The organism is Nostoc sp. ChiVER01 (assembly GCF_034531155.1).
Taxonomy (GTDB): domain Bacteria; phylum Cyanobacteriota; class Cyanobacteriia; order Cyanobacteriales; family Nostocaceae; genus Nostoc.
Genome location: NZ_JAVRBS010000008.1, coordinates 1 through 15,664, shown reverse-complemented (window position 1 = coordinate 15,664; position 15,664 = coordinate 1). Strand labels below are relative to the sequence as shown.

The 15,664-nt window shown below is 43.1% G+C and carries 12 protein-coding genes; 5 read left to right on the top strand and 7 right to left on the bottom strand.

All coding sequences use genetic code 11. From position 1 onward, the window contains the following. Window positions 1–349 precede the first annotated feature (349 nt). Together RMY00_RS12570 and RMY00_RS12565 are read left to right on the top strand one after the other, a co-directional pair. Entirely contained in the window at window positions 350–910 is a 561-nt protein-coding gene (locus tag RMY00_RS12570; RefSeq protein WP_322648100.1) for a chemotaxis protein CheB, read from the top strand. A 17-nt stretch (window positions 911–927) separates the two neighbouring features. Next, complete coding sequence (locus RMY00_RS12565) at window positions 928–2,973, top strand: response regulator (protein ID WP_322647867.1); 2,046 nt, start codon at window positions 928–930, stop codon at window positions 2,971–2,973. Between the two features lie 322 nt (window positions 2,974–3,295). Here RMY00_RS12565 and RMY00_RS12560 read toward each other — a convergent pair whose 3' ends face one another. Next, on the bottom strand, window positions 3,296–3,667 hold the full coding sequence (locus RMY00_RS12560; RefSeq protein WP_322647866.1) for a DUF2237 domain-containing protein: 372 nt from the start codon (window positions 3,665–3,667) through the stop codon (window positions 3,296–3,298). A gap of 291 nt (window positions 3,668–3,958) precedes the next feature. Here RMY00_RS12560 and RMY00_RS12555 point away from each other — a divergent pair, with 291 nt between their 5' ends. Continuing rightward, complete coding sequence (locus RMY00_RS12555) at window positions 3,959–4,108, top strand: hypothetical protein (RefSeq protein WP_322647865.1); 150 nt, start codon at window positions 3,959–3,961, stop codon at window positions 4,106–4,108. Between the two features lie 71 nt (window positions 4,109–4,179). On the opposite strand, the gene RMY00_RS12550 is transcribed toward RMY00_RS12555, so the two are convergent. The 3 genes from RMY00_RS12550 to RMY00_RS12540 all read right to left on the bottom strand — a co-directional run bounded on the left by RMY00_RS12550 (window position 4,180) and on the right by RMY00_RS12540 (window position 9,001). Further along, window positions 4,180–5,049 carry a hypothetical protein gene (locus RMY00_RS12550; protein ID WP_322647864.1) on the bottom strand — a complete coding sequence of 290 codons (870 nt, stop codon included), beginning with the start codon at window positions 5,047–5,049 and terminating at the stop codon, window positions 4,180–4,182. 74 nt (window positions 5,050–5,123) lie between these two features. Further along, on the bottom strand, window positions 5,124–6,803 hold the full coding sequence (locus RMY00_RS12545; RefSeq protein ID WP_322647863.1) for an ATP-binding protein: 1,680 nt from the start codon (window positions 6,801–6,803) through the stop codon (window positions 5,124–5,126). 278 nt (window positions 6,804–7,081) lie between these two features. Next, the gene (locus RMY00_RS12540) at window positions 7,082–9,001 is read right to left on the bottom strand and encodes a GTPase family protein (protein WP_322647862.1); all 1,920 of its coding nucleotides are present in this window, start codon (window positions 8,999–9,001) and stop codon (window positions 7,082–7,084) included. Window positions 9,002–9,215: 214 nt separating this feature from the next. Here RMY00_RS12540 and RMY00_RS12535 point away from each other — a divergent pair, with 214 nt between their 5' ends. Continuing rightward, the gene (locus RMY00_RS12535; protein ID WP_322647861.1) at window positions 9,216–9,509 is read left to right on the top strand and encodes a hypothetical protein; all 294 of its coding nucleotides are present in this window, start codon (window positions 9,216–9,218) and stop codon (window positions 9,507–9,509) included. 470 nt (window positions 9,510–9,979) lie between these two features. On the opposite strand, the gene ebsA is transcribed toward RMY00_RS12535, so the two are convergent. Next, window positions 9,980–10,360, bottom strand: a complete 381-nt coding sequence (gene ebsA, locus RMY00_RS12530; protein WP_322647860.1) for a type IV pilus biogenesis protein EbsA — start codon at window positions 10,358–10,360, stop codon at window positions 9,980–9,982. A 617-nt stretch (window positions 10,361–10,977) separates the two neighbouring features. Between ebsA and RMY00_RS12525 the strand changes: the two genes are divergently transcribed. Beyond that, on the top strand, window positions 10,978–12,384 hold the full coding sequence (locus RMY00_RS12525; RefSeq protein WP_322647859.1) for a glycosyltransferase family 2 protein: 1,407 nt from the start codon (window positions 10,978–10,980) through the stop codon (window positions 12,382–12,384). 66 nt (window positions 12,385–12,450) lie between these two features. Here the strand turns inward: RMY00_RS12525 and RMY00_RS12520 are convergent, their stop codons facing one another. After that, window positions 12,451–14,505 (bottom strand): DNA polymerase III subunit gamma/tau, encoded by a 2,055-nt coding sequence (locus RMY00_RS12520; protein ID WP_322647858.1) that lies wholly within the window; start codon window positions 14,503–14,505, stop codon window positions 12,451–12,453. Window positions 14,506–15,093: 588 nt separating this feature from the next. Continuing rightward, a complete protein-coding gene (locus RMY00_RS12515; RefSeq protein ID WP_322647857.1) occupies window positions 15,094–15,375 on the bottom strand; it encodes a hypothetical protein in 282 nt (93 codons plus the stop codon). Between the last annotated feature and the right edge of the window lie 289 nt (window positions 15,376–15,664).

The window sequence follows — 15,664 nt, the reverse complement described above, 5'->3', positions numbered from 1 at the left end:
TTGTTGATTTGCTTAACCTATCCTTTAGCTTAAGTAAATTTTTATGAATTGTCAAAACAATAATAATTAAACTTTTAAAAGTTAGTTATTTAACAAAAAATATATTTCTATAATGTATCGGTTCTAGCATTAACTAAAGTTTAAAAAAACCAGAAAAATCATATTTTTTATGTAAAGTATTTCACAATAATAAGATTTCTAATTGTAATGTAAATGACAAAAATATATAATTTTGGTTAATGGGTATAAAAGCCAGTCAAGGTAAGTTAGTAGCTGTGGTGGAACTGGAGAATGCTGAAAGGGTTTAATGAGCCGTCAAGTCACACTAACGGGTGTGAGGAAAAAACAAGTGGCATTTGAAATTGTGGTCATTGGTACTTCTTTGGGTGGATTATCAGCCTTAAAAATTCTCTTGGGTAATTTACCAGCAGATTTTCTAGTGCCGATCGCGATCGTGCAACACCGTCACAAGGAGTCTAACAACACACTTCAGGAGTTATTACAAGAATATACTTCGTTGCCGATTCGAGAAGTGGAAGACAAAGACGAAATACTACCAGGACATATCTACATAGCTCCAGCAGATTATCACTTATTGGTTGAACCTGGCCATTTTGCTCTTTCGACTGATGAGCCTGTTTCTTATGCCAGACCATCTATCGATGTGCTATTTGAGTCAGCAGCCGATGTCTATAATGAGCGAGTTATTGGTGTAATATTGACAGGAGCAAACCAAGATGGTATGCAAGGTCTTAAGAAAATAAAAGCGCGGGGAGGGCTTACTATCGTACAAGAACCTGCCACAGCTGAGAGTGATGTTATGCCAGAAGCAGCAATTTCTGCTGTTGCAGTAGACTGGATTTTAACACTTTCAAACATTGCTTCCCAAATGGTTAAGCTTTGTCATTAATCACGGAAAAAAAACCCATGCAGATGGAACCCAAAGTAAACATCCTCCTAGTGGATGATAAACTAGAAAATTTGCTAGCACTAGAGGCAATCCTGGAAAAACTGGGAGAGAATTTGGTGAGAGCTACTTCTGGAGAAGAAGCTTTGAGGTGTCTGCTACATCAAGACTTTGCAGTGATTTTGCTAGATGTGCAAATGCCAGGGATGGATGGCTTTGAAACTGCAACCTTGATTCGCAATCGGGGGCGATCGCGTCACACTCCAATTATCTTTCTCACTGCCTTTAGCACCAGCGACCAAATGTTGTTTAAAGGCTATGCCTTGGGTGCAGTTGATTATTTGCTCAAACCATTAGACCCCAATATTTTGACTTCTAAAGTCACAGTATTCGTAGAACTATTTAAGAAAACAGAAGCCGTTAAGCAACAAGCAGCGCAACTGGTAGCTGTGAATGCAGAACTCAGGCAAAGTGAAGAACGATTGCGATCGCTGAGTACTTGTTCACCCGTTGGCATTTTTGAAATTGATACTGAAGGAGGATGTAGATATACAAATCCTCGCTATCAAATAATTTGTGGCTTGAAAGCGGCAGAGAGTTTACAAAAAAAATGGCTAGAATCTGTTCATCCAGAAGATAGAGAACGAGCAGTTGCTACTTGGTCTAACTACATTCGTGAAGGTCGTGATTACTCTGAAGAGTTTCGCTTTCAAACTGCTCATGGCATTGTCCGTTGGGTTCAAGTTCGCTCATCACCCATGCTTTCTGGTCAAGGGGAATTGCTGGGATATGTAGGCACTCTCGAAGATATTACTGAACGCAAACAAGCAGAAGAAGTCCGCGCTCAAGTGATTCGAGAACAGACAGCAAGAGCCGAAGCAGAAGCAGCAAATCGCATGAAAGATGAGTTTCTCGCCGTTCTTTCTCACGAACTCCGCACACCCTTAACCTCAATGCTGGGCTGGTCAAAGATCCTCCGCTCAAAGAAACTTGATGAAAAAGCCACTTCCCGCGCCCTCGAAGCGATTGAACGCAACGCCATATCTCAGATGCAACTAATTGAGGATATCTTAGATGTATCCCGAATTATCCGTGGTCAGTTGCGGTTAAATGTATCTGCGGTGAATCTGCTCACGGTAACGGAGGCAGCCCTAGAGGCAGTGCGTCCCCTAGCAGAACCAAAAGAGATTAAGTTAAATACTGTTTTGGATAGTTCAGTCGGGTCAGTTTATGGCGATCCAGCCCGGTTACAGCAAGTTGTCTGGAATCTACTAACTAATGCTATTAAGTTTACCCCTAAAGGTGGCAGGGTAGATGTGAATTTGTCAGTAGTCTATTGTCAAGAACAAGACACAACTTACAAATACGCCCAAATTCAAGTTATTGATACAGGGATTGGTATCAGCTCTGAGTTTTTGCCCAAAGTATTTGAGCGTTTCCGGCAAGCAGACAGCACCACAACGCGATCGCACAATGGATTAGGGCTAGGACTAGCGATCGTCCGTCATCTAGTAGAACTGCACAAAGGTAAAATCTTTGCCGAAAGTCCAGGCACAGGAGAAGGAGCAACCTTTACTGTGAGATTACCACTGCTACAAGACAATAGGGCTAGTAGAGCCAGTAGAGAAGCCACAGGAGAAAGTTCTTCCCCTGTGGCATCGACGCCTCTTACTGGATTAAGAGTTTTAGTTGTAGATGATGAAGCAGATACCCGTAACTTTCTTAGTTTTATGTTTGAGGAATATGGGGCGTTTGCTACTGCGGTAGCATCTGTTGATGAAGCGTTGGCAGTGGTTGAACAAGCAAAACCAGATATTTTGATTAGCGACATCGGCATGTCAGAGCAAGATGGTTATACGCTGATTCGCAAACTGCGCTCTTTAGAACCAGAAAAAGGTGGACGCATCCCAGCGATCGCTTTAACAGCGTATACGCGAGAAGAAGACCGCCTAGAAGCGCTTTCAGCAGGGTTTCAGCAGCATTTATCTAAGCCAATTGACCCCACTAAATTGATTGCTATGGTTGCCGATGTATTAAAGCTACCTGTGGAAGTTCCAGTGGGTTGATTTTGAATTAGGGAGTGGGGGAGGCAGGGGAAGAAGCAAGGGAGCAGGTAGCAGGGGAGGCAGAGGAAGAAGCAAGGGAGCAGGGGAGAAGAATTTTCCCCTTTGCACCCTGCACCCTGCACCCTGCCCCTCTTCATATCATGTCCGGTTAATTAGTTATAATTCCCGTAATCTATGCAGAAACCGGAAAACCCTCTTTCCCCCTGCTCCCTGCCCCCTGCCCCCTGCCCCCTGCGGTCTTAATGATAAGTCTTTCACCGGATACGATATCATTCCCCTCTGCCCCCTGCCCCTCTGCCTCTTTTCAATGCCCAATTTCAAATCAAGACGAAGTTAAGGCATGTTTTTTCAATTCGTCTAGGGAAACCGTTTCCAAAGCTCTAGCATGGGTTGCAGAGAGGACGACGGGTGGAGCAACGCCAGCATCGAGAGCTTCTTGCCAGCGAGAAGCACACAAACACCAGCGATCGCCAGGCTTCAGTCCAGGAAAATTAAAATCAGGAACAGGTGTACTTAAATCGTTTCCGTGGGATTTAGTGAACTCCAGGAATTCTGAAGTAACTTCGGCACATACGACGTGCGACCCGAAATCCTGACCACCTGTGCGACAAAAACCGTCGCGGTAAAACCCAGTCATCGGAGAAGTGCAGCAGGCTTCTAGGTTTCCACCGATTACGTTTTTAGCTTCTGTCATTGTTAATTAGTTGCACTTAATTTTTTTACTTTGATATAAACCTATATTGACACTTCCCTAGTTGAATTAAAATCGCTATCTCTTATTAATTTGGAAAAGTAGTGAATTTTAGAATCACTACTTATATCAAATTGTCAACTTTACAGTTATTCAGAATGGTGTAATATCTCAGTAGAATTTCTGATAAAAACCCCTGGTAGTTAGCCAGGGGTAATGCAAGTCAGTACTTTTCGCATGGAATGTATCCTACTTAAACACCATAGCAATCGTCTAATTTAGAGATATGCCATTTTGCCAAACAAAAAAGCCCTCAGTGATCAGCCGAGGGTTAATTTTTTTGTAATAGCGGTAATCTACAAAGCTATTATTCCCAGTCCAGTAGAAATTTTGAGCGATCGCTTTTATCCGGGTAAGCCTACAACAGATAATTCAATAGAATAAAAACAATGTTTAAAACGGGTTACGCTTAAGTAATGAGAAAAGGCTGCAACACGATTGTTAGCTAGAATTCCTCACCTATTTGATTCGCCCAGTTTCCACGGCTGCTGTCTCCAACCTAATCTTCGTCTTGCTTTGGAAGTATCCACTCTTTGCATATTAACCTCCACAAGCTCTACGGTTTCTCGAACCAATGCTTCAAGTTCATTGACAGTTACAGGAGCTTTATGACGAAACAAACCTTCGAGACGAGAGGCAAGATTTTCAGGGGCAATCTCCATTTTGTCAATAAATCTGCTCATTCGCTTGAATTGAAATGTTGAGTAATACAAGTGGTTCAATCCAGACAATACACCGAGAATATTTTGGGCTGATTCAACCAGGATTTGGTAGTACCAGAGTGTTGTATCCCGTTTCGCAAGCTTGGACTGCATTCCCCAAATGGGGACAAATTTGAGATAATGCTCTACCATCGTTTGCGCAAGTCCATCGGGATAATTTGCAATTTTAGCTTTCCACTGCCCAATCAGCGTTTCCCCATACAACGGAATTCCGACTAGTGTTCCTGACATTGCTTTCATTATCGGAGATTGAACATCAAACTGCTCCAAGATGGTTGAAATTTCCTTTTCCCATTGTGCGATTGTCGCATGAGCAAACTGACATTCAACCCCGTTTACAAGGAAACTTTCACCAATCGCACCCTCTTGGCGATCGCCCAAAATCTCAATCAATGAACCCTGATTCTGCTGACGCGCAAGGTGCAACTCTTCTCCAGAAGGCAATTCATCATAATAAAGCATCACGTCGCAATCTGAGTATTCATCACACAGCCCTTCTGCGACTGAGCCTGTAACCATTACAGCTTTCGTTTTCGGGTTGGTAATATACGCTTTAACATTGCGTTTTACTAATTGCAACAAGTATTGAGTTTTGTCACTCATGGCTTGAAGAGTGCTAAGTAACTCTTGAGAAAAACGGAGGGATCAAAGTAAGGATGAGAAAGTAGCAAAATTCGTTAACTTGATAATACTCCATCAAAGTATTGATCAATTTCTGCTGTAAGTATTTCAAAGTCCACAGGCTTGGTCAAGTGACATTTAAAACCAGACTTAAGCGCAAGCTCTCTATCTTCCTGGCCACCGTACCCGGTAAGCGCAATCAGAATTGAGCGAGTAAATTTGGAGTCTTTACTCAGTTCCCGTGCAACGGCAAATCCATCCATTTCGGGAAGTCCAATGTCACAAATAATCACTTGAGGCTCAAGCTTCCTTGCAGTTTCTACCCCTGAAATTCCATTGTTAGCAATGGAAACTTCATGCCCAAAGTACTCAAGCACTGCTTTTAATGTTACGGCTGAATCTTCGTTATCTTCAATGACTAAAATCTTCAACGATTTTTTAGCCGCTTCTATAATTTCCGGGTCGTTATGCCAAGCTGTAATCTCTTCGCATACTGGGAGAGTAACTTTAAATTCTGCTCCCAAATTGATCCCTCTACTTGAGGCTTCAACATGACCACCATGAAGTTCCACAAGACTTTTTACTACCGAGAGTCCCAAACCTAACCCGCCCCTCGAACGGTCTAAACTGCGATCGGCTTGGGTAAACGGCTCAAATAGTTCTGGTAAGATTGTCGGATCTATGCCTATGCCTGAGTCTCTTACAGATAAAACTCCTACACTGCCTGAGCCATTTTCACCTGGAATAAATGAGAGATCCACCCAGATCGTTCCATCTGGCTGGGAAAACTTTAAGGCGTTATCAAGAAGATTGCCAAAGACTTGGAAGAAACGGGTCGGGTCAACGTAAGCCCACAGAGGCTTGTTTGGTAGGTCTTGCACGACATTAAGGTTCAATCTCTTTATTGCTTGTGCATGGTCATTGAGACTCTGGTGAACCAATTCCACTAAATTAACCTTCTCCAGGTTTAATGAAATCTTTCCATAAGTGATGGAAGATACATCAAGTAACTCATCGATCAATTTCGAGAGGTGCTTAATCTGGTGTTGCATCATTAAAACTGTTTGTCCGACTGCGCCAGTCTCGCCTAACTTCAACTTGAGAAGTTGAACCCCGTTGGAGATAGGAGCAACGGGATTTCTCAACTCGTGAGCTAGCATCGCAATAAATTTGTCTTTAAGCGCGTTTTGGTTCGTCAATTTCTGGAAAAGTTGAACGTTTGCGATCGCAACTGCTGTGGTGTCGGTCAAAATCTCAAGCAGTTCTATCTCTTCGGACGTGGCTCGGTGGTGTTTACTCCAGTAAGCTCCGATCGCACCCAGTGGTTCAGAAATCCGTATGGGAACCATCACTAAACTCTTGACAAAAGTTACTTTGTAAGCCTCAATAGGAATTCGAGCATCCTGGTAAATGTCTTCAATCACGGCTGCTTGTTTATTGAGCATCGCCCAACCGGAGATGCAAGATTTGAGCGGAAAACGCATACCTTTCCAAAGTGGGCCAATGGCGTTTTCATCAACATAATGGCAGCATTCACCATCCCGCAGTACAAAAGTTACCCCATCAGCATTAGTCAGATCGCGAGCAGCTAAACGCACAATCTCAATAATTTCTTCAATAGTCCGTACACAAGCCAAATCCTTCACAACCAAAAGCAGTCTATTGTAAGACGAAATACTATAACTCTGATGTGAATTCTGTTTTTGTGAGATGGAGATGTCTAATATATTTTTCATAAATAACTCCGAATAAAAGGGATGTCTGAGTAAAAACTCAGGTAAGGCGGGTAGGTTTCAGCAGACACCTACTATTAATCGTAATCTGAACTTTGATGTTGAGAGTATGACCCATTACCGCATTTTTGGTTTTTTGTACTTATGGTATAAATATACTTAACTCTGACAAATCTTGCTTCGTAGATATACTTAAATAGCTAATAGTGAGGATGAAATATGCATAAGTGTACCCCGTTATAGACATTGCTTATGGACATTAATTATTCAATGCAGACAAATTATTTGGCAATCGACAAATAATACTCAAATCGCTCCCGGAGTTGTTCAACCGTCAAATTTTGAGTCCAGTATTCCACTAGGGCGTGACCAAATGCCCAGGCGTTGCGATCGGGTGAAGCGGAGTTTTCTAGCAATAGCGGCCAAAGGGATAGCAATTCAAAGTTGAGCGGGTTAGGGTTATTTGTATTCAAGAGCGAGAAAAGCTCATATCCCATTTGGAGTTTGCCAATCACAATCGGCAACTGTTCCACGGGAATTTGCTGTGCCAGCATATATGCTAGAGCTGGAGATCCGGTTGAGAGCGTAGAAACAAACTGGAGGACGGGACTTTTGAGCAATGCTGTTAGTCCCTGTGTTGTCGCCATTTGGAAGGTATAGTGGCCGATAATTTTAGCAGCAGCGAGGGTGCGAACTTCAAGGTTACGCAAAAAGCGGGCGAGACGGAGTTGCTTGGTAGGTGCGATCGCATCTATTAATCCTAACGATAGCGCCTCTACTCCCCAAGCGATTCGATTTGTTTTGCCCTCACCTGTAACCACGGGCACAACTAGATTACAAAAGTTTTCCAGCAGTTTTGCACGATACTCAGTAGCTTCTCGAATGGCAATTTCTTTTGGGCGATCGCCCCATTCCCAATCATAAGGGGGTTGCCATTCGCGGATGGGACGCAGACGATCTACTTGAGTGACGATTGCGATCGCAGGTAAATCTGCAACTTCTGCTTTGATGTCTTGCAAAAAGTCTACATCCATTTGCAAGGCAGGATCGAGGGCAGGGGTGACTAACAGAAGTAAGTCTGCGTTGATGGCATAATCAAGCACCAGATTTCGGAGATCGGCACGGTTGACTTGTTCATAACCAGGTGTGTCCCAAAGCGTTAGGGTTTCCCCCGTTTCAGTCTGCCATTGGTAATTTTGAATGCGATCGGTACTAGGTAAAACATCAACGGCTGCAAGATCCGCCTGAAATAGCGTGTTAATCAGGCTACTTTTACCTGACCCCGTGCGCCCTACTAGCAGAATATTCACGGGTTTTTGCTCAACTACCTCGGCTGGTTCGGCTTGAGTCAGGATTTCTCGGAGGGTTTGGGTTTTTGCCTTGGGTAGAGTTGGTGTAGAAACTACGGTTGCTGAAACTGGTAATGTGGTACGTCCGTAAAGTGCGATCGCCTGCTGACATAAGTTTCTCAGGGCAGCTTCTCGAAATAACTGGCTCAAATTCCCCAACAATTGCTGAGTTGCTTGGTTACTAGAACCCTTACTGACTTGTTTGGCCACCGCCGCCACCGGATTTAAAAGCCACTGTGCCCAGTTCCAAGCTTTCCAGAATTTCCGAGCCGATGGCTCCAACTTCCGATAGACTTCGTATCCTTGGTATGCTTGCCCAACCGTCACCTGATTGAGGACGGGGGATAACTTTTGCATCCATCGATCCATATCATCCACCGTTCCTCGAATCAGCCCGTAAGCTTGGGGGACGTAAATGTTCAGTAGCGGATATTGAATTTGAGGATTGTAGATATGAGCGATCGCTACAACCAAATCCTGGCATCGCGTCCAAAAAGTTTGCCAGTCTTCCCAAATCGGGCGATCGCTTTGTGCTGCTTGCAGAACCTCTTGAAGGGCAGCTTCTGCAAGCTTTGTAACATCACTTCCGGCTGGTAGCCCGACTGTATCCTCTGCCGTCGATTCGAGTTCTTCTTGGACTTGGGCTAATACAGCTTCTACTTGGTTAACAGCAGGTTGAGTCCATTTCACTAATAGCCAACGCCAACCAACGAATAAAAGGGTGAATACACCCCAAATCCAATTAATGCCCCACGCATGAATTTGCAAACCGGCGGATACCAGTAGGAAAATAATGATAAACGCGATCGGGATTGCTAAGACGACCCACTGCCAAGGTTTTAATCGCACCATTGCCCCATACCTGCTTTGGTTAGACTGCTTATATTGCTATTGTCGATCTAAATCTGTGGTGAGTTTTGGATTACTGCGTGTATTAAAGTGTAATCATAGCTCACCCTGACTGCTAGTTCAGATGATGTGTTGTGGTAAAAGTGGAGATTTGCCTACCTTTAAGATAATATTTACGTGAATAAATCACAAAAAACTGCCTTGTGCGCGTTGAATTATGCTTGTAGATTTTACAGTCGAAAACTACCGCTCAATTAAAGAACCTGTAACCCTAAGCGCGGTTGCTCAAAAACAAAGCGATCGTCAGACAAGCCAAAGCAGCAAACGCAAACGAGTAAAGTCAGATCATGATATTGCACCTGGATATCATGTTGTAGGGTGGGACATTGAGCTTTTACCTGTTCTGGCAATTTTTGGAGCTAACGCATCAGTCAAGAGTAATGCTATCCAAGCTTTGGATTATTTATTGCTTATGATGGCACATGGCACACAGGAAGCAGTGGCATTGTAGAGAATCTTTAAATATGCAAAACTAGACCCTTTTAAATTAGATAGTATCTATGCTCAAAAACCTATAAAATTTGAGTTAAAAACTATATTTAATAATACTATTTATACTTATTCACTAGTACTTAATCAGAATCATATACTCTTAGAAAAATTGGACTATACTTTAAATACAACTAAGCGTATGCGCCGTTTATTTCATCGTCAATGTGCTTGTATCCCAAACCATTGAAATTGTTAACCGGACAAGCAATTCAGCGTGCTGAAAAGATGGCAAAGCAAATAGAACGCATTGAATTATATGAGCATTCAAATCCATGCTGTAGTGGCTTGCCTAAACTGATCAGTAGTTTATTAAGTTTAAAGAATAGTTAAAGAAATTTTTTTAATTAGCTTTATATAATTATTGCTTGTCATAAAAATTTAAAATACTCATTTCCAGCCACTGGCTGGAAACGATGTTTTACAGTTTAATCAATCGTCTATACGTAGTAGTTTGCGATAAAACGGTTGTGAAAAATCGGTTGCACGATGACGTTTATAATTGTCCATAACTTCAATTAAAAAATTAATAAACTCAAAACTAGCCATCATTAGTTCGTAACTCAGGTCAGCATTGCCATCAAACTGGATTCGGCAACGGGTTAAGTCTGAGGGTAAAGTCGCAACATTCCAAGAGGCGACAAAGGGAACATGTTCACTGCCTTCTATCTTCCTCTGTCCCTCCAAGACTCCTTTTTGATAAAGGCTAATGGCAAGAGGTAAAAAATTGCGTTTAGTGCCCTGAATATAAGGTAAATAAACACTGGCTTGTTGTTGAGTGGCAGGCTGGAGTTGGAGTTGGTCAATAGACATTGTTAAATATGCCAACTGGGGATATTAGTGGATGTTAGTAGTATTCCCAAAAGATGTATCTAAAGCACATAGTGGGGAATGGGGATGAGGGAGCAGCAGGGGAGAAGAATTTTCGCCTCTGCCCCCCGCACCCTGCCCCTCTGCCTCTTTCCCATGCCCAAAAATGAAGTTACTGCTAAGAAATATTAAAATTTCGGTTAGAATAATGCTGCATTAACTTTTATCGAAGCTGGGAAAAATAACACTAAAAATCCCCACTGTAAAGTGGTGGATGTTATTATGGCTGTTTCTCCCAACGACGAGCTGCTGCTACCTTGTTATTACTTTGCCTAAATCGGAGTTCTTATTGAAGAAATTCCCACTCTACAAGCTTCCTGCCTAAATGGCTATCAAAGGAATCAAGCCTCTGTCTAAGAGTAGCAAAGGTGGTTAATGCGAGGTAATTACGCAAAATAGCGGTAACAACAAAGTTAGTCCCATCGGCTTTTGGCTTAGGGATAGCGGGTATTGCAGTTTGCCCATTCCGATTAATATCGGGAAAAGTAGCTTAGGGATATTTGTCCGTAAAATTACTAACTGTAGACAAATACTGGTTTTTGAATCAAGCAACCTAACCTATGCCAGCGAATTCCTGGCCCGAAGAAGATTCTTATCAAGAGCTTGATCCGCTCAACTCCTTGTTGTCTGACCTATCAGCAAATGAGGAGTCGGTGTTAGAGACTGATCCTGTGTCTCTAACACCCCGGTTTCAAGGTCGTAGACGCAAAGCGGCTCTAGTCTTGACTATCGTTTGGAGTAGCACGATCGCTCTACATTTAGTTTCTTGGGCTTCTATATTTATTCTAGGACTGACCACCATTCTAGGATTTCATGCCTTGGTGGTAGTGTTTACTAAATCCCGTCGTTATCCAAAAGAAATACAAGGCGATTTGCCCTCTGTATCTGTATTAGTGGCTGCGAAAAATGAGGAAGCGGTAATTGCTAAATTAGTTAAAAATCTTTGTAATCTGGAATATCCAGGTGGGCAATACGAAGTATGGATAATTGACGATCACAGCAGTGATAGCACACCACGTTTATTAGCAGAACTTCAACAGAAACATGACCAACTGAAAGTACTAAGGCGTTCAGCAGAAGCTACTGGTGGCAAATCGGGGGCGTTAAATCAGGTACTACCTCTGACAAAGGGCGATATTATAGCAGTATTTGATGCTGATGCCCAGGTAACACCAGATTTACTGCAACAGGTAATACCTTTATTTCAGAGAGAAAAGGTGGGGGCGGTGCAGGTGCGAAAAGCGATCGCCAACGCTAAAACAAACTTTTGGACTAAGGGTCAAATGGCCGAAATGGCACTTGATACCTGGTTTCAGCAACAGCGAACCGCCCTTGGTGGCATTGGCGAACTGCGCGGCAATGGTCAATTTGTCCGGCGTTCAGCCTTGGAAAGCTGTGGTGGCTGGAATGAGGAAACCATTACCGATGATTTGGATTTGACAATCCGCTTACATCTGGATAAGTGGGATATTGAGTGTGTTTTCCATCCAGCAGTGCAAGAAGAAGGAGTCACAAGTGCGATCGCACTTTGGCATCAGCGCAACCGTTGGGCAGAAGGCGGTTATCAACGCTATTTGGATTATTGGGATTTAATTCTCAAAAACCGGATGGGATGGCGCAAAAGCTGGGATTTGCTGATTTTTATGCTGATTATGTATATCTTACCCACAGCAACAGTCCCAGATTTATTAATGGCGATCGCTCGTCATCGCCCACCCATGTTAAGCCCCATTACAGGCTTGTCCATTTCTATGTCGATGGTAGGGATGTTTACAGGTTTAAGGCGCATACGTCAAGATCAGAAATTCCAACCTTCTACATATTTTCTGATGCTGGTGCAAACGCTGCGTGGCAGTTTATATATGTTGCACTGGTTAGTCGTCATGAGCAGTACTACTGCCCGGATGTCGGTAAGACCAAAGCGCCTAAAATGGGTGAAAACTTTACATACAGGGCATGGGGAATAGCCCCTTTGGGGAATTAAAAATTAAAAATTAAAAATGCAAAATTACCAAAAATAATTTTGCATTTTTTTATTCATCATCAACTTCTGCTTCCTCTACCCATTCAGGTGTAGTCATGGAGTCGGAGAATTCTGGGAAATCATCAGCAAAACGGATAATTTGTCCGTTGAAAAATTCTGCCAGACGTTGAGCTGCGATCGCTACTTCATCAGGTTCCCAATCAGATACGGGTGTTGGTTTTGGAGTTGGAGGCAAAGCTTGTACCCCATTTCCATTTTGGCCATTTCGATTTATGCCATTTCCATTTGCCCCATTTCTATTTACACCATTTCCATTTTGTGCTGATGGTGGAGTGGTTGGCTGTGGTGCTGGCGCTGGAGACGGAATTTGCTGGTTATAACTGGGAGTTGGTGGTTGCTGAGGGCGAGTAGAGTCTTTCGGGGGTGGATTTTTTTTGGCTGAGGTAGGAGTTGCAGAACTGACTTGTTCCAGATTTACCTGAACTTCACGTTGAAAAGTCTTCTGGAAAGCTGCTTTCATCATCGGAAGATCAGATTTAAGTGTTTCATACCATTTAGCCCCTTTAACAGCAATACGCGCCACAGTACCGTTAAACTCTATTAGCTGGCACATTTGCCCTAGTAAAGCTTGCCTGGAAGGCATTGGAAAATTAGCACGTACTTGTTGCCAAACCTGAGTTAAGTCATATTCTGCTTCTGCTTCACCAACAACCTCTGAAGTTACTGGTTCAACGTTCGTAGGTGACACGGGTACAGATACAGGTTCTGGAGTTGGTGGTGAAACTGAGTTAGCAGGAGAATTGTGATTTGTTTGATGTTCAACTGAAACAGATGAAGTCACGGGCTGATTTTGGGCAGCCGCTACATGATTGTTTGCAGAATTATGATTTTTTTGCGGTTCAGCTACCGATAAAGAAGAGACTGCATGATTTTGGGTAACTGCTGGAGAATAGCTTGGAGATACAACAGGTGTGTTAACTCGCTGCGTAACAGTTGGAGCTTGTGGCTGAATTGTCGCACTGGGTAACAATCCTAGTAATGTTACTTCCAACCATAAACGCGGCTGGGTGGTATTTTTAATTTGTACTTCAGCTTCTCGCAAGTGTTTTTGTCCTGCCAAAATCACGCTCATATCGAAGTATTGAGCAAACTCAACCAACGCTGTCCAAGTTTGCTGAGTACAAGCAACCAAATCGTGGCGATTGGGTGCAGTTTTAGCAATGAGTAAATCGCGGTAGAAGGCGGCGAGATTTTGCAGAAGAGTTAGCGGTTCTCGACCACGATCTAGAATGTAGTGAGTACAGTCTAGAACTGCTTCGGGTTTATCTTGAGCGATCGCATTTAACAGCGCCACCAAATCCTGTTCGCTTACTGTCCCCACTAAATCCCAAACTCGATCCGGTGTCACTTCACCTGCTAATAAACCCAATTGATCGAGTAGACTTTCGGCATCTCGTAACCCTCCCTGAGCAAGTTGGGCTACTAGGGTTAGTGCGTCGGGTGAAATATGAATGTTTTCAAAAGAAGCGATCGCACTTAAATGCTTTACCATCGCCTCTAACTGAATGCGTCTAAAATCAAACCTTTGACAGCGCGAAATAATTGTTGGTAACACCCGTTGCGGGTCTGTTGTCGCCAACACAAAAACTACGTGTTTCGGTGGTTCTTCTAATGTCTTTAGTAGCGCGTTAAATGCCTGGGTACTGAGCATGTGGCATTCATCGATTACATAAACCTTATAGCGACACTGCACAGGAGCAAACTGGGCTTTTTCAATCAACTCGCGGATATTATCCACACCAGTGTTACTAGCGGCGTCAATTTCAATTATGTCTAAGGCGTAGCCCTTGGTGATCCCCTGACAAACTTCACACACACCGCAGGGTTGGGCAGTGGGCTTGTCACTTTTGAGACAATTAAGAGATTTAGCCAGAATCCGCGCACTAGAAGTTTTCCCCGTACCTCTAGGCCCAGTGAATAAATAGGCGGGGGCGATTTTTGATGTGCCGATCGCATTCGTGAGGGTGGTAGCGATCGCCTCTTGGCCCACTAGTTCAGCAAAACTTTTGGGGCGATATTTGTGGTGCAGGGGTTCGTAAGACATGGAAATATAGACTTCAATGCCTTTCAAAGGTAATTACTAGCACCGAGTCGAGTTTAGGATTCAATTATTTTAGACTCTTGTACCTGCTTTGTTTGTACAAATTGCCATAGCCTTGCACTCAACTAATGCCGTAAATTTTGGCACTCAGGAAAGCAAGCAACTAGAGCATATCCTTTACTATGATTTCAAGATCAATCGTATTGGAATTATAGCATACCATTTAGTACATCTGTTCTATGAATTGGGAAGATTAAAGAAATAGACCTCTTCTTACCAAGGCTATGGTGCACGCATAAGTTATTGAATCACTACCAGTCCTCGAATTACCCCACCCTAACCCTCACGCCACTTGCTCCACTTGGGGAAACCCCAAGACCGCAGTGGCTCCCCTTATAAAGGGGAGCCACTGCGTTGGGCGGGCAATGCCCGACTTGTTCGCTCTTAGCATTCCCGCAGGGTAGCATGTGGCGTGAGGGAACTGGATCTATTTTTCCCCCCAATATATCGGGAGGATTAAGGGGGGTAATTCAACTTGTGTGTACACCGTAGCCTTTCCAAGGGGAAGGGACTAGATAGTATTTGACTGAGTTATTGCATCAAAATCTGACGGCTTAAAATACTCATGACTTCATGTGGATTACCTGTTGATAGTAAGGCACTCCAATCACCAACGTTGGCATAGCCGAGAACTTGCAACAAGTGAATTGTGTTGGTGACGGCTTTTGGTGAACCAATCAATAAATGTTTAATCGGTTCTCTTTTTGGCAATGGCTTTTGATCAGATAGATTCAAAAGAGGTGCGTTGTTGCCTTGAGTAGGTAAATACTGCTTTTGTTGCGATTTGGCGAACTTTTTTGATTGTGTCATCATCGTAGTTGACTCCAATTGTAGGGGTTAAATGAAAGGCGATCGCCCTCGGCCAAGAGTCCGCGATCGCCTTTCTTATTGGAATACATGATATATTTTATACCCGCCAATAACTTGATAAGTAATTTTACATAGATTTGGGTGTGAAGATGTCATTAGTCATTTGTAATCACAACTGACCAACGACGACTATAACAAAAATTTTCACAACTCAAATAAGATTGTTATAAGTTCCTATATTGAATTCGGGCAGTCGTTTATTGAATTCGGGCAGTCGTTTATTGAATTCGGG

What these genes read in the sequence shown, in the direction of transcription:
- RMY00_RS12565 (WP_322647867.1), top strand. Translation starts at nt 928, where the DNA reads ATGCAGATGGAACCCAAAGTAAACATCCTCCTAGTGGATGATAAACTA.
- RMY00_RS12560 (WP_322647866.1), bottom strand. Translation starts at nt 3,667, where the DNA reads ATGACAGAAGCTAAAAACGTAATCGGTGGAAACCTAGAAGCCTGCTGC.
- RMY00_RS12550 (WP_322647864.1), bottom strand. Translation starts at nt 5,049, where the DNA reads ATGAGTGACAAAACTCAATACTTGTTGCAATTAGTAAAACGCAATGTT.
- RMY00_RS12545 (WP_322647863.1), bottom strand. Translation starts at nt 6,803, where the DNA reads ATGAAAAATATATTAGACATCTCCATCTCACAAAAACAGAATTCACAT.
- RMY00_RS12540 (WP_322647862.1), bottom strand. Translation starts at nt 9,001, where the DNA reads ATGGTGCGATTAAAACCTTGGCAGTGGGTCGTCTTAGCAATCCCGATC.
- RMY00_RS12535 (WP_322647861.1), top strand. Translation starts at nt 9,216, where the DNA reads ATGCTTGTAGATTTTACAGTCGAAAACTACCGCTCAATTAAAGAACCT.
- ebsA (WP_322647860.1), bottom strand. Translation starts at nt 10,360, where the DNA reads ATGTCTATTGACCAACTCCAACTCCAGCCTGCCACTCAACAACAAGCC.
- RMY00_RS12525 (WP_322647859.1), top strand. Translation starts at nt 10,978, where the DNA reads ATGCCAGCGAATTCCTGGCCCGAAGAAGATTCTTATCAAGAGCTTGAT.
- RMY00_RS12520 (WP_322647858.1), bottom strand. Translation starts at nt 14,505, where the DNA reads ATGTCTTACGAACCCCTGCACCACAAATATCGCCCCAAAAGTTTTGCT.
- RMY00_RS12515 (WP_322647857.1), bottom strand. Translation starts at nt 15,375, where the DNA reads ATGATGACACAATCAAAAAAGTTCGCCAAATCGCAACAAAAGCAGTAT.